15 protein-coding genes are annotated in these 13,747 nt (G+C 38.1%); 3 read left to right on the top strand and 12 right to left on the bottom strand.

From position 1 onward, the window contains the following. Positions 1-431 precede the first annotated feature (431 nt). The 5 genes from ACR65M_RS23460 to ACR65M_RS23440 all read right to left on the bottom strand — a co-directional run bounded on the left by ACR65M_RS23460 (position 432) and on the right by ACR65M_RS23440 (position 5,659). Positions 432-872 carry a hypothetical protein gene (locus tag ACR65M_RS23460; protein WP_440274539.1) on the bottom strand — a complete coding sequence of 147 codons (441 nt, stop codon included), beginning with the start codon at positions 870-872 and terminating at the stop codon, positions 432-434. A gap of 85 nt (positions 873-957) precedes the next feature. Next, positions 958-3,321, bottom strand: a complete 2,364-nt coding sequence (locus ACR65M_RS23455) for an FdhF/YdeP family oxidoreductase (RefSeq protein ID WP_341332059.1) — start codon at positions 3,319-3,321, stop codon at positions 958-960. A 441-nt stretch (positions 3,322-3,762) separates the two neighbouring features. Further along, positions 3,763-4,125 (bottom strand): Na-translocating system protein MpsC family protein, encoded by a 363-nt coding sequence (locus ACR65M_RS23450; RefSeq protein ID WP_341332060.1) that lies wholly within the window; start codon positions 4,123-4,125, stop codon positions 3,763-3,765. Positions 4,126-4,187: 62 nt separating this feature from the next. Further along, the gene (locus ACR65M_RS23445) at positions 4,188-5,453 is read right to left on the bottom strand and encodes an L-lactate MFS transporter (protein WP_341332061.1); all 1,266 of its coding nucleotides are present in this window, start codon (positions 5,451-5,453) and stop codon (positions 4,188-4,190) included. Positions 5,454-5,533: 80 nt separating this feature from the next. Further along, complete coding sequence (locus tag ACR65M_RS23440; RefSeq protein WP_440274538.1) at positions 5,534-5,659, bottom strand: hypothetical protein; 126 nt, start codon at positions 5,657-5,659, stop codon at positions 5,534-5,536. A 185-nt stretch (positions 5,660-5,844) separates the two neighbouring features. On the opposite strand from ACR65M_RS23440, the gene fdhD reads away from it, so the two are divergent. After that, positions 5,845-6,654: a formate dehydrogenase accessory sulfurtransferase FdhD gene (fdhD, locus tag ACR65M_RS23435; RefSeq protein WP_341332062.1), complete on the top strand. Its 810-nt coding sequence runs from the start codon at positions 5,845-5,847 to the stop codon at positions 6,652-6,654. Positions 6,655-6,811: 157 nt separating this feature from the next. Here fdhD and ACR65M_RS23430 read toward each other — a convergent pair whose 3' ends face one another. After that, positions 6,812-7,261: an SRPBCC family protein gene (locus ACR65M_RS23430; RefSeq protein ID WP_341332063.1), complete on the bottom strand. Its 450-nt coding sequence runs from the start codon at positions 7,259-7,261 to the stop codon at positions 6,812-6,814. 173 nt (positions 7,262-7,434) lie between these two features. Between ACR65M_RS23430 and ACR65M_RS23425 the strand changes: the two genes are divergently transcribed. Beyond that, a complete protein-coding gene (locus ACR65M_RS23425; RefSeq protein WP_341332064.1) occupies positions 7,435-7,734 on the top strand; it encodes a hypothetical protein in 300 nt (99 codons plus the stop codon). Between the two features lie 70 nt (positions 7,735-7,804). Beyond that, entirely contained in the window at positions 7,805-8,182 is a 378-nt protein-coding gene (gene mscL, locus ACR65M_RS23420) for a large conductance mechanosensitive channel protein MscL (protein WP_121445080.1), read from the top strand. Between the two features lie 46 nt (positions 8,183-8,228). Here mscL and ACR65M_RS23415 read toward each other — a convergent pair whose 3' ends face one another. The 6 genes from ACR65M_RS23415 to ACR65M_RS23390 form a co-directional block, all read right to left on the bottom strand. Further along, positions 8,229-8,747, bottom strand: coding sequence for a hotdog domain-containing protein (locus ACR65M_RS23415; protein WP_121445081.1), 519 nt, complete (start codon positions 8,745-8,747; stop codon positions 8,229-8,231). A 39-nt stretch (positions 8,748-8,786) separates the two neighbouring features. Then, a complete protein-coding gene (locus ACR65M_RS23410; protein WP_440274537.1) occupies positions 8,787-9,227 on the bottom strand; it encodes a GNAT family N-acetyltransferase in 441 nt (146 codons plus the stop codon). Between the two features lie 125 nt (positions 9,228-9,352). Then, the gene (locus tag ACR65M_RS23405; protein ID WP_341332066.1) at positions 9,353-10,318 is read right to left on the bottom strand and encodes a bile acid:sodium symporter family protein; all 966 of its coding nucleotides are present in this window, start codon (positions 10,316-10,318) and stop codon (positions 9,353-9,355) included. Between the two features lie 144 nt (positions 10,319-10,462). After that, positions 10,463-11,191 (bottom strand): exonuclease domain-containing protein, encoded by a 729-nt coding sequence (locus tag ACR65M_RS23400; protein ID WP_341332067.1) that lies wholly within the window; start codon positions 11,189-11,191, stop codon positions 10,463-10,465. 15 nt (positions 11,192-11,206) lie between these two features. Beyond that, on the bottom strand, positions 11,207-12,178 hold the full coding sequence (locus ACR65M_RS23395; protein ID WP_341332068.1) for a DUF294 nucleotidyltransferase-like domain-containing protein: 972 nt from the start codon (positions 12,176-12,178) through the stop codon (positions 11,207-11,209). A gap of 64 nt (positions 12,179-12,242) precedes the next feature. Then, a complete protein-coding gene (locus ACR65M_RS23390; RefSeq protein WP_341332069.1) occupies positions 12,243-13,505 on the bottom strand; it encodes an ammonium transporter in 1,263 nt (420 codons plus the stop codon). Positions 13,506-13,747 lie beyond the last annotated feature (242 nt).

Here is a 13,747-nt window from a genome sequence, read left to right as displayed (position 1 = left end):
AATTCAGACGTTGGTTGTCAGAATTCCTCCCTGATATCGACTCTACTTGATTAATTCAGGCGTTGGCTGTCAGAATCACTCGCTGATTCGGACTATACTTGATTAATTCAGACGTTGGTTGTCAGAATTCCTCCCTGATATCGACTCTACTTGATTAATTCAGGCGTTGGCTGTCAGAATCCATGGCTGATTCAGACTCTACTTCATAAGTTCCGGGGATTGTTGTCAGAATCCCTAGCCAATTCAGACTCTACTTGATTAATTCAAACGTTGACTGTTCGAATCACTCGCTGATTCAACTCTACTTGTTAATTTCCTGCAACGACTGTCAAAATCTATAGACTTTTTGACTTACCCTTCTGAATTTCGTGTTAGATCTTATCTATTTGTTCCTGATAAAAATAACCAAGCATCGTGTATTACCAAATTTTTTATCTAGTCTGTTTCCCAACTTCTTTTCGTTCCTCCAAGATGTCACTAATCATTTGGATGTGAAAGGAAGCCCATGCTTTTTCACGAAAATGAAGAATTACACTAAAGAAAAGCAAAGCAAAATAAATGATAATAAATAGGATTAAATACAAGTAGCCTTTTCCAAACAAAAACTTTTGCAATTGGCTTGCAAAAAGAAACAAAAACCAAGGGATTGCCGTAATTAAAATGGGAATGATGCCAGAACCATTTTGCTCTTTTAACATGCGGTAATGAATGATTTGTAACGTGTTTGAATCAATTTTTTCATAAAAGGACTTAATATCTCGAACTTCTACCATTTCTTTAACATGGTGGAAGGTGGAATCATGATTAATATTCTTTTTTAGCCTAAGGTAAATTTTATGTGCATCTCCACGAAACGAAATCAACTGTAACATCCCTTCATTTAATCAGAATATATTGTTAGCCATTCCCAGTTTTGCACATGAAAATGCCCCCAATTTTGGCTTGGGGGCAACAGTTTTATGCTGGAGGATCAATATTTAAATCATCCGCGATTTCTTTTTCTTGATATTCTGTATCTTTTCGTGCATTGAAACGCTCTGCTTTTTCAACATACACCGCAATATTGTAATCGGGAATACCGGCAAATTTTTCATAACGTCCTCGTGGTAATAAAAAGTTCCCTTCTGGGAAGTGAACGCCTAGATTTTTTCTGGCGATATCAGCAAATTTGGCTTTTCCTTGGAAGACTCCAAAACCATTGTGGACAACGATTGCTTCCCCGTCTGTAACACGAAGCTCCTTCGCATCCATTGGATTGATCAGCACATCATAACGGCCGGCACCATTGAATGGATCAACTTCTTTATAAATCATAGAATTAAATTGCTTTCCACGGCGAGTCGTGAGTACGAATTGTTCTTCTTTCTTACCGAAATCAGGGATATCAACAGGAATTAAATTACCCCTTCCATCCGGGGTCGGGCATACTCCACCTTCGCAAAGCCATGCACCTCCCCATTGGAATACATCCCCTTTTTTCTTAAGGAGCTGTATACCGTTATAGTTCGGATTGGCAATGGCAATTTCATCGCGGATTTCCTGCCCGCTTTTAAAATCAATTAAATGTGCGTGTTCAGGTTTCACCCGCTTGGCCAAGTCTACATAGATTTTCCACTCAGCGCGAGCTTCAGCAATTTCATTTTTATTTCCTCCAATTTCAGGTGAAAAATAAACCATACGTTCTGTTGATGTTGATGTTCCTCCACCCTCTTGTTCATAACGTGTCTTAGCCGGTAAAACAATGACCGCTTCTTTTGCATCCACAAGTGTTGATGTATTTAAAATAATATCTTGGTGCACACGAATATCGAGTTCAGACAATGCTTTCTCGACAAACTTAGGGTCTGGCATCGTTTCAAGGAAATTGCCACCAGACATATAATAGAGCTTTACCTTTCGTTCATGGTCCTCTGGGAGCACGATATTTTCAAGAGTAACCCCCACAATATCTCCTTGCCATTTTTGAATTTCAAAACCCCAAATTTCTTCCAGGCGCTTCCTATTTTTTTCATCAAATTCGCCACCTGGCAGCACGAATGGATCTGCTCCCATTTCACCAGAACCTTGTACAGAAGAGTGCCCTCGGAATGGCATAAGACCATTATACTTGCGACCTAAGTGGCCACGAAGCAAGGCAAGATTGGCGACTTGTGAAATATTATCTGTTGCAAATGAATGCATTGTTAATCCCATTGCCCATGTGTACACGGCATTTTTACTCTTAGCTAAAAGTTCTGCAAGTCCTCCGATTCTCTCCTTTGATACACCGGATGATTTTTCAATTTCATCCCAACTTTGCGCTTTGGCGTGCGCTTTCAGTTCTTCATACCCATTTACATGTTCCTTCACGAACTTATGATTAATTGCAGAACCTTGTTGCTTTTCCTCCATTTCAAACCAGTGCTTCATAATACCAAACATGAAGGCAATGTCTCCACCAATACTAACTTGGTAAAAATCATCTGCGAGCTTTGTTCCAAATAGGGCAGATTCCATATTTGATGGGATCCAGTATTTATCCATTGCAGGTTCTCTGTGTGGGTTAATTACAATAATTTTTGTACCACGCTTTTTAGCTTCAAGCATGTACTTCGTTGAAACAGGTGAACTGTTTGATGCAACACTTCCCCAGAATACCAATACGTCTGTACCAATCCAATCCTGATAGTTGGCAGTCGATGCCCCAACACCGATAGAACGCTTCATCGCTGTTTTACTAGGCGAATGACAAATACGGGAAGCGTTATCAATATGGTTCGTCCCTAAGAAACGAGAAACCTTAGCAGCCACATAATAAGATTCATTCGTAATCCCTCGGGAAGTCAGGTAAAATGCATACTGCTTCGGGTTCAACTTCTTCATTCTATTTGCAATCGTGTCCATCGCTTCATCCCAGGAGATTCTAGAAAACTTTCTTTCTCCTTTACGACGAATCATCGGATATGGAATTCTGCCAAGCTTTCTTAGTTCCGTGCTATTAAGCTTTCGAAGCTCATCGATATCTGCATGTAGAATATCTGATTGAATCGCCGGCATTGTACTTAAACGCAGTACATTTAATCGTGTCGTACACATATGTGGACCTGTCAATGTTTGATCATAAAGACCTGAAACACCAAGTGCACATCCGTCACAAACACCTTGAGTTAAAATACGTGTCGCATACCCTAGATTGTCCTTGTTTTCCCAAGCAACTTTCATTGTATCTCGTATGTGTTTTGGCTTCACTTTTCCTAAACCAAATGGAATCGGACTTACCCAATGCTTTGGTTGTGGCATTTTTGTTGATTTAATAGGTCCCTGATGCTTTGTTTCTCCCAAATTTAACTCCTCCTTATACACATTCAGTTATAACTATGTCTATGGTCAAAGTTAACATATATTAACTATGCTTTCGGCATTAAACTGCTTAATCCTTCTAAAACTCTAAAATTATAGAAAAAACCACCGAAACATGATTCTACGTTGTTAGAATAATGAACGGTGGTTAGTCTTTAGCAGGGTCGCTACCAAGTGCCAACACATAAGGTTGTTCAAAAATTCGACCTAAAATGACGCATCAAATTTCTGCGTACATTGCTCCGAGAACAGGGTGAATAACCAAGTTATGCGCTTGCGTCTACTCGTTTATTCACGAAGTAAATTCCTCAGCGCAAGGCTGCAATGTAGTTAACTCAAGCAGTTGCCTCGCTCTGGTACTCGGGAGCTCGCGCACCTTGAATTCTCGGTCCTTTTTAACCTTCTTTTGAACACATTATATTGTTATTTAATTTTAAATTTCTTCTCTAGATCTTGATCAAATACAAAGACTGACATTCCGAAGTCTCGATCAATATCAATATCAACAAATAAATCTACTAGATTTGAACCTAAAAATTCTTCCATTTCAACTGGTCTATTTTTTCGGTACATTTCTTTTACCATTTCGGTTCTTGCCGCACGAAGCATTTGTTTTCCTTCATCTGCACCGGCAATAAACTTTTCAACTGGAGATAGATTTCCTTCCATCTCACATATGGCCCAATTTTTACAAAAGGTTGTTGTGATTTTGCTTGGTCCTTTCCCCATGTGCTTTTTACGGAACGACCTTACTAGATTACTAAACTCAGCTTCGTATTTATTCATTTTATGTCTACCCTTTACTAGTAACTTCATTAACCTTAAGTTAATCAAACTACCAATGATTGTCAACTAGCAAGCTCAGACCCTTTTCCGGATTGCTGCTTACGTAGTTTTTTTATATCCAAACGAATTAAAAGGGAAACCGCTAGTGCCACCGCAAAGAGCGCAGTAAATACCGTTAAGCTTTGTGTATAGCTTCCAGTTGTGTCCCGAATCCAAGATGCAAACATTGGACCAGCAAGACCTGCTGCTGCCCATGCTGTTAAAATATAGCCGTGGATTGCACCTAGTTGTTTTGTTCCAAACAAGTCCCCAATGTATGCTGGGATTGCAGAGAAACCACCACCGTAACATGTATAAATAAGGGCTAGTAATACTTGGAATAACACTGGGTTCGACACATGTGGCAGTAATGGAAACGCAATTAATTGGATAACAAAAAATACTGTATATGTATTGGGCCTTCCTAAATAATCAGACACCGACGCCCAACCAATACGACCAAGCCCGTTAAAAGCACCTAAAACTCCTACTAACGCAGCAGCTGCAACTGGAGATAAGCCTACACTCTCCTGTGCAAGTGGAGAAGCAGCAGAAATAATTGCTATTCCGCACGTAACGTTGATAAAGAGCATCAGCCATAAATAATAAAAACGTTTTGTCTTTATCGCTTGGTTTGCCGTTAATTGTGATAAATCCTGTTTTACCTTTTTAGCTCCACTCGAGACCTTCTCTTTAAATCCTGCTGGCATCCAACCTGCTTCAGGTGGGGCAAGATATAGTGATGAAATTATCATAATGGCAAAATAAGAAACTCCTAAAATAAAAAACGTATTTGCTATTCCAACAGAAACGATGAGTTTTTGCATGATAGGACTACTGATTAATGACGCAAATCCAAAACCCATGATTGCAAGGCCCGTTGCCATGCCACGTCTGTCAGGAAACCATTTTACAAGTGTCGATACTGGAGCAATGTATCCAACACCTAAACCAATTCCACCTAACGCACCATAGAATAAATACAATAATGGCAATGATTCTAGGTTAATCGCAAGACCAGATCCTGTGATACCGACGCCAAAGAATATGGCAGCAAGAATTCCAGATGCTCGAGGGCCATATTTTTCAACGAAATGCCCCAGGAAAGCTGCCGATAATCCTAAGAAAAGAATCGCGATACTAAACGTCATGCTGATGTCAGTTAAATCCCATCCGAATTCTGATTGTAGTGGTTTTGTAAATACACTCCAAGCGTAAACAGAACCGATTGATAAGTGAATTCCAACGGCAGAGGCAGCAATGAGCCAACGATTTTTTGTTTTTTCCATTTCTTCTCTCCTTTATTATGAAATGATAGGTTATATTTTGCAGTAGTTGTAAAAACAAAAAACCGCCAGCAGCCCAATGCTTAAATAAGCATAAAAAGGGTGATGACGGTTAATTTACCTAGCAGGATCGCTACTACAAAATTAACAGTTATCGTTTCCAATACTGCACCTTTAGCAGCAGAGACAGGTACGCTATCCTGTGACAAAAGTGTGTCAATATTGTGAACTATATAATAAAATATTACCAAAGCTAGCAAAATAAAACAATAACTTTTATTTAACTATTTCGAGTAGTGAAAAATTTTTATTGTTGTCCTTCCAATAAAAGTATGATTATATATTTAGTAACTAGATGCGTTATATAGATTTTTTAGGAGAGTGAGGTGTATAGATGGTGGATTCCATTACTGTTAGAAAAGGGATTATCAAATTTGAAGATGGTCAGCTTTTTGACGAGGAAGATCAAATTGTGACCGAATTTCCTTTGACGATTGTCTTGAACCAACAGGAATTTGCAACGATGGTTTGTACCCCTTCAGAGCTTGATGAACTGGTAATTGGCTTTTTAGCTTCAGAAGGAGTCATCCGTTTTAGAGACGAAATTAAAAGTCTCCATATCGACGAAGGCCAGGGCTATGCGTATGTCGATACGATGACTGAAGTAACAACTAGCCAGGAATATTATTCAAAGCGTTTTATCGGTTCGTGTTGTGGAAAAGGCAGGCAATTCTATTTTGTGAATGACTCGAAAACAGCCAAAACCTCAACATCAACCATTACCCTCACACCTGAAGAATGCATTGCCTTAATGAACGAAATGCAGCAAAAAAGTATTGTCTTTAAAGATACAGGCGGTGTGCACAATGCAGCACTTTGCACACCAAACGATATGATTATCAATCGGACCGATATTGGCCGACATAATGCCCTCGATAAAATCTATGGATACTGCTTAAATCATAAAATTCCTGTTCGTGATAAAGTGATTGTGTTTAGTGGTAGGATTTCTTCAGAGGTATTGTTAAAGGCGGCGAAAATTGGAGTTGGGATTGTTTTATCAAAATCTGCACCAACTGATTTGGCCATTAAGATGGCTGAAGAACTGAATATAACGGCCGTTGGTTTCATCCGTGGAGGTAAGCTGAATGTCTATTCACATCCAGAAAGAATTGTTCAGGAATCGTTTGAAGCTACTAGATAAACAGAAAAGAGATTAGTAGGTTTCCTCCTACTAATCTTTTTTCGTTACTAATTTTACCTATTGGCTATATTTTTTGAGTATCAGCCATATTTTTACGATATCAGCCATAAATTTAAATTATTAGCCATATTTTTCAATTATCGGAAAGACCACTCATTTACGTGTGTTGAAACAGCTCTTTTACGTTTTTCATGAACTCCTCAGACTGTTTATTGCTTGACCCTTTCATCAAAAGCTCCCCAATTGAGGCTAATTTACCGGTCATCTCAAAATCCATTTCGTATTCAACAAGGGTTTGATTCGGTTCGATTGTTTTTAAGTTTGCCGTAAGGGTATTTGTAAATGAACCCGAAAGCGAAACTGGTTTCCCTTTCATTTCTACGACAATCTTTTCATTTTCAATTGTTTCTTTTAACTCTCCAATTCCTTGAATTTTGATTGGGACAAACTGTACCTTGACCTCTACCAATGTTTCATATTTTGTTGGACTTAATTGTTTAATTTTTTTGCAACCAGGAAAACAGGGGCCTAATTTCATTGGGTCAATAAATACAGAATAGACACTTTCTCGGTCTGCATGTACGATAAATTTGTCAGCTTTTTTCAAAATCCCACTCCTAACGATTTTTTCTAAGATGATGTTACAATTTTATTAGCAAAAATTTGTTATAGAACTAAAATGATAAATCGTAAGACAACTGTCATAGTCTATTGGTAAAATTTCTTTTTGGTATAATGGGTAAAATAAAAATAGATGTTTGTATAGAGGAGAGACTTTTTATGGCTTTTGGAATTAGACGCAAGGAACTTCTCGAGTGGAAAAGTAAAGTTTCACAGGGAGAAATTGCATTTTTGACACATTATTGGATTGATGACCGTTTTCCGGGGATGAAGACCGTGACAAAAGTAGGCTGTGCTGACCTTAAAAAACTTAAAAGCTGGGGCGAACAATACGGCATTCCTTCAAAATACATTCATAACCGGACCGGATTTCCTCACTTTGATTTATTAGGTGAGAGACAAATTGAAATTTTAAGAACTGAAAACATGCTGCATCAGCTAGAAAGATTTAAGGGATAAGCCTTATGTACTATTTTCTTTTCCAATGATTTATGTAAAATAAGAAATGGTTTGAAAGGAGAATTTACTCATGATTAATGAATTTAAAAAATTTGCCCTCAAAGGTAACGTGATTGATCTTGCTGTTGGGGTTATCATCGGTGGAGCATTTGGAAAAATCGTTTCATCACTAGTGAATGATATCATAATGCCACTATTTGGTTTCTTATTAGGCGGGATTGATATTTCCAAAGCTTCTATCCCTTTTAATGGTGAAGAAATTATGTACGGTGCTTTTCTACAAACAGTCGTGGACTTTATCATTATTTCATTTTCTATTTTTCTCTTTATTCGCTTTTTCCAGCGCTTTAAGAAAAAAGAAGAAGAAAAGCCTGCTGCACCAACTCCATCAAAAGAGGAGCAATTACTTACTGAGATTCGTGATTTATTAAAAGAGCAACGCAGCTAATTTAAAAAAGGTTGTCCGAGTCGTGATTGACTCCGGACAACCTTTTTTATACTTCCCATGGTAATGCAATACTAAATTTAGACGCCATTTTTTCGTTTTCTTTTTTACGTCTTTTCCGATTCTCTGCACGATCTTTTGCTGATTCGTGTAGCATCTTTTCTTCCTCAGACTTTGGAATGACCTTTGGAACGGGTTTGGGTTTCCCATTCTCATCTAAGGCAACAAAGGTTAGAAACGACAATGCGCAAATATGTCGTTCTCCCGTATATAAGTTCTCAGCAATCACCTTCACAAAAACCTCCATAGATGATCGCCCTGTGTAGGTAACAAAAGCCTCTAAACAAACAGAGCTTCCTTCATTAATCGGATGAAGAAAATCCACTGAATCTGTTGATGCTGTTACAACAGGTGAACGTGAATGACGCACTGCTGAAATAGAAGCAACATCATCAATATAAGCCATCAATTTACCACCAAACATGGTACCATGATAATTTGTATCAGGCGGAAAAACATTACTTGTTTTCACAACAAAGGATTCTCTGCAATACTTTGCCTCTTCCATATGTAAGCCCTCCTTCGTTTTTTTTATATTCTTCACGTTTTAGATCAATTTCAAACTAACTAGTTTTTCTCCCCAAGGAGCTAACCCATTTGATTGGAAGCCTGCACGTAAATACGTTCTTTCTGCTTCAATATTATCTGGGATATACCCGATTATGATTTCTTTGGCATCTGGTTTAAGTTTGATATTTTCAATTACCTGTAATAGAGCTTTAGTGCCGTAGCCATTCCCCTGGTATTTTTCATCAATCATAATACGATAAATCCAGTAATTATGATCATCCTCATCTAAACCGTACATCGTAAAACCAACCATTTTCTTATCGGCATAAATAGCGAGCGCTTCAAAGTTTGGCAAAAACTGTACCTCTGCAAGTGAATAAAGATTTGACGCGATAAAACCTTGTTGGTCCTTACTTACTTTTAAATCAATACATTCTTCCCAATTATCACGTGTGATTTTTTGTAAGGTCACTGTCAAGTGAGTATCCCCCGATACATTAGCATAAGGAGGTTTTATGACCTCCCAACATATAATCGTATGCTTTCGGACTAAATTTTTCAATCTTTTTAAACAAAAAACGTTAGCCAAATGACTAACGTTTGTTATGCGGTGAATTTTTGTTCAACACGTTCAAATGAATATACGCGATCAATGAAGAATGCATATATCGAAGCTAGTATTTGCTGGAAGAGCATTCCTACAACGACAGGAACAGCAACCTCGGCTGGGAAGAATGCAATGGCAATGACGGCACCTGCGCTAATATTACGCATACCTCCCGTAAAAATAAGGGCGATAATGACATCAGATTCTAGCTTTAGAAGGCGACCAATCCCCCATGAAATCATATAACCACAAAACGCAATAAAAAATACAACTGCGCCAGTCATGATTAGTTTCAAGTCCACATTTTTTAAATAAGGAGCAATATCTGCACTATTAATCATCACAACGACACCGAGACTAATCTTTGAAAATGGAGCCAAAGCCGGACTAAGTGTTTTAGTGCATTTGCCTTTAGTAAAATGATTGACAAGCATACCAAGGATAGAGGGTAACACGACCATAAAAAGGAGACCTTGCATAATGCTAAGAATATCCATTTCAACATTACTGCCGACAAACAAAGTTAAACTATATGGCACTACAAATGGGGAAATTAATGTGTCAATTAATATAATAGAAAGCGTCAATGCAATATTGCCATGCTTCATCGCCACCCAGATAAAGCTCGATATTCCCGTTGGTATCACAACTGCTAAAATCATTCCGGTGATCGTAAAACTGTCACCCAGAAAGGATAAATGCCCGACAACCCAAGCCCACGCAGGCATAATTAAATGTAAAGTAATAAGTGCAATCAAGATTGGAAATGGATGAGTGAGAGCTCTCTTTAAAGAACTAAAACTTGAACTTAACGCTCCGGAAAAAGTAATAAATGCAAAAATCCATGGTACTAAATATGAAAACGGCGCTAAGTATGCAGTTAATAAGACACCAAGTACTACACTTGTAGGTGTAATGAGCGGCATAAGTTTTTCTAGTTTTTTATTAAGTTTCTGTAACATTATCATTCTCCTAAGGACTGAGTATCGTTTCACAAGACCGTTATTTTAGTATACTACAATTTTAGCACGACAGTAGTTGTCCAACATAAATTTGGGTAAAATTAACAAAAAAAAAGAAACACCTTAAATGAGTGCTTCAATTCCTTAAAGTTTTGCTAGCCGATCATAAACATCCCTTAATGTCCGGCATCCTAACGCTTGGATTTTTTTTATATAAAGTGACCAAAGCTTAGCTGTTAAAACAGCATCTCCTAACGCATGATGTCTATCAGTTACAGCGATTTGGTGATATTCACATAAATCTTCTAATCTAGTCAATCGTAAATCAGGTTCTGCTAACCTGTATAAAAAGGAGGTATCGATAATTCGATGTTTAAATGGGGTACGAAATTGCTTCCAACTTGCTGTATGCATGAAAGCTTTTTCATGATTTGCATGGTGTGCCACGAGGGGATTCCCTTTCGCAAATTCAAAAAATTGAATGAGAACCTCCGAAAGTAGTGGGGCATTTTTTAACATTTCAGAGTTGATTCCCGTTAATTCTTGAATCTTCTCAGGGACCTCATTTTTAGTGAATACAAGCGAATAAAATAGTTCATTTTCACGAATTGTGCCGCCCTCCACTTTAATTGCACCAAGTGAAATAATTTCATCCCCTTGGTCTGGGTAGAAGCCCGTTGTTTCGATATCAAACACGACAACAGATAGCTCATCTAACGGAACTGTCAACTTATCCTCTTGCTGAAGATCTCTATGAATTTGACGTAGAAAAGCAACCTGTTGAAAGCTAAGGCCTTGATTTCCACCCATTCCACTTGTATTTACTTTTCCATGAAGCCCCCGTACAAATTGAACAAATGGTTCAAATGCCATACTTCAACCACTCCTCTACACGATAATTGAACGAACATACTGATGTAGTTTGTAACCACTCTTCAAAATGTCGCGGAGTTCTTTTTTTCGTCTTTTATCTAAACTCTTAATTGGAATAAAATGACTCGCTTCGTAAGACTGAGTATGGTTGTAAAGATTATTCCTAAGTTCAAGTAAAAGCTTGAAATGTTCAAGATACCCCTTAAATTCAGGGGGATACCCTCGCTTTAGTAAAGCTTCAATACGATCGATCGTAGATGTCTCTAATAAGCCTTCCTTTATCGCAAGCACTCGAATTGCGTTTACATAAGGTAGAAAAGCGGTCTGCTTTAAATCGACAGATCCTTCATATTCTCCTTTTTCTTCTCCCACAAGTTGACCGAGTGGACCAATCGCTTTTTTGACAAACATAATGTTTTCCATATGCCTTCTTAACAGGTTAGTATTGGCCTCCTGATTGGCAAGAATATGGAACTTAAGTTCACTTAATAATTGACTACTTCCTACAAGAACTCGTGAATCATAAAAAATTTGCAAATATCGCATGGCCTCCCAGCTTTCCTCTTCCATCCATAATGATATCTGATGTTGCCAACCCTCTACCGAGCTACACCATAAAGGATTGGACGGCATGATTTTACCCTCACAATATGGATATCCAATTTTGTATAAACCATAAGAAAGCTCTTTTCCTAATTCATAAAAAAAATGAGAAGCTTCTATTGAATTTTCGGCGAATATAATTCCATGATCCTGGTCGCTTACATACCCTTGCTCCAACCTACCTCCACTACCAGTAATAAACCATACAAATTCACAGGGAGGAATTTTTGTTTTTTGCACCTGTTGCTCTAGCGCCAAATGAAAAACATATTTCATCACCTTATCATGAAAATGGTTTAGGGAATCTGCATCAATCTGATATTGGAAAATCAACTTCTCCCTTAAATTTTTAATTGAATCATATGTTTGCATGTTCTTATTCATCGATACACCCCCTAAACCATAATGATAGCAAGCTCCTCTATTACTAGAGGGCTTGCATATTAGATTACGAACTTAACTTATCTTCCTTAGCTAAGAAAACTTCTGGATAACCATAGCTGCCATGCTCGCTAATGTCTAAGCCCATAATTTCTTCTTCTTCAGTTACGCGTAGACCACCCATAACCTTTTTCAGAACAGCAAGAATGATAAAAGAAACAATAAATGCATAGAGACCTGATGTTGCAACTCCTAAGAACTGTACGCCTAATTGCGTGAATCCACCACCATAAAACAATCCCGCCTGCCCAACTGTAGCAAGCTCTGGTGTTGCAAAAAATCCAGTCGATAATGTACCCCAAATACCAGCTGCTCCGTGAACTGATAAGGCAAAAATCGGGTCATCAATCTTTCTCTTTTCAAAGAATCGTGCACTATAAAAAACAAGGATTCCAGCTACAAAACCAATCACCACAGCTGCCCATGTATCAACAAATGCACAAGATGCTGTAATCGCAACCAACCCCGCTAATGCGCCATTTAACATGGTCGGAATATCTGATTTACCTAATACAATCCATGAAATGAATAATGCCGCTACCACTCCAGCCCCTGCTGCCAAATTCGTATTTAGTGCAACGAAACCAAAGAATCCTGCATCAACAGATACCGTACTGCCTGCATTAAATCCAAACCAACCGATCCAAAGAATTAATACCCCTAACGCTGTATACACTTGGTTATGTCCAAAAAGAGTATTCGATGACCCGTCTTTATTGTATTTTCCAATACGCGGTTTCAATAAAATTGTGGCTGCAAAAGCTGCCATTGCACCTGTTAAATGAACAACCGTCGATCCTGCAAAGTCTTGCTTTCCATGCTCTGCTAACCAGCCGCCACCCCAAATCCAGTGAGCAACCACAGGATAAACAATTGCTGCAAAAAGAATGGTAAATACAACGTACACTGATAATTTCGCTCTTTCGGCAAAACCCCCTGTTGCAATTGTAATCGCTATTCCCGCAAAAGCTAATTGAAATAAAAAGAAGACAGATGAATTAAGACCTAAATCGAGTTCTTTTCCAGAATAAAAGAATTCTGATAACCCTACAAAAAAGTTTGCGTTGCCACCGAAGATAAATCCAAATCCGACTGCCCAAAACACTAATGACGAAAGACCGAATGTAAAAATCGTTTTACCTGCGATATGTCCTGCATTTTTCATTCGGGTTGAACCTGCTTCAAGTAGTATGAATCCACCTAACATAAAAATAACTAAAATTGCTCCAACCATTACCCATAGACTGTTCATTAAATAAGAAACGTCCATTTTCATCTTCCCCCTTTTACGCAAATTGTTATTTTACATTACATTAGATGTTATAAAACATAACATCATGTATATGATTATTAATAATAATCTAAAATATAGATTAAAATCAACTACTTTTTGAAATTATTAGATTAATTATGTAAGAAAATATAACATTAATTAAATCGAGTAGGAGGCGCGTTACCGCGCCGACCTCTCACACCACCGTACGTACCGTTCGGTATACGGCGGTTCGAAAG

The sequence above is a fragment of the Ferdinandcohnia sp. SAFN-114 genome (assembly GCF_059415045.1).
Note: the sequence above shows the minus strand (reverse complement) of the source record. Positions and strands in the feature narration are given on the sequence as shown.

Coding starts and splice junctions, on each gene's coding strand:
- ACR65M_RS23415 (WP_121445081.1), bottom strand. CDS start 8,747: ATGGAAGAGGCAAAGTATTGCAGAGAATCCTTTGTTGTGAAAACAAGT.
- ACR65M_RS23450 (WP_341332060.1), bottom strand. CDS start 4,125: ATGAATAAATACGAAGCTGAGTTTAGTAATCTAGTAAGGTCGTTCCGT.
- ACR65M_RS23445 (WP_341332061.1), bottom strand. CDS start 5,453: ATGGAAAAAACAAAAAATCGTTGGCTCATTGCTGCCTCTGCCGTTGGA.
- ACR65M_RS23460 (WP_440274539.1), bottom strand. CDS start 872: ATGTTACAGTTGATTTCGTTTCGTGGAGATGCACATAAAATTTACCTT.
- fdhD (WP_341332062.1), top strand. CDS start 5,845: ATGGTGGATTCCATTACTGTTAGAAAAGGGATTATCAAATTTGAAGAT.
- ACR65M_RS23405 (WP_341332066.1), bottom strand. CDS start 10,318: ATGTTACAGAAACTTAATAAAAAACTAGAAAAACTTATGCCGCTCATT.
- ACR65M_RS23400 (WP_341332067.1), bottom strand. CDS start 11,191: ATGGCATTTGAACCATTTGTTCAATTTGTACGGGGGCTTCATGGAAAA.
- mscL (WP_121445080.1), top strand. CDS start 7,805: ATGATTAATGAATTTAAAAAATTTGCCCTCAAAGGTAACGTGATTGAT.
- ACR65M_RS23425 (WP_341332064.1), top strand. CDS start 7,435: ATGGCTTTTGGAATTAGACGCAAGGAACTTCTCGAGTGGAAAAGTAAA.
- ACR65M_RS23390 (WP_341332069.1), bottom strand. CDS start 13,505: ATGGACGTTTCTTATTTAATGAACAGTCTATGGGTAATGGTTGGAGCA.
- ACR65M_RS23395 (WP_341332068.1), bottom strand. CDS start 12,178: ATGAATAAGAACATGCAAACATATGATTCAATTAAAAATTTAAGGGAG.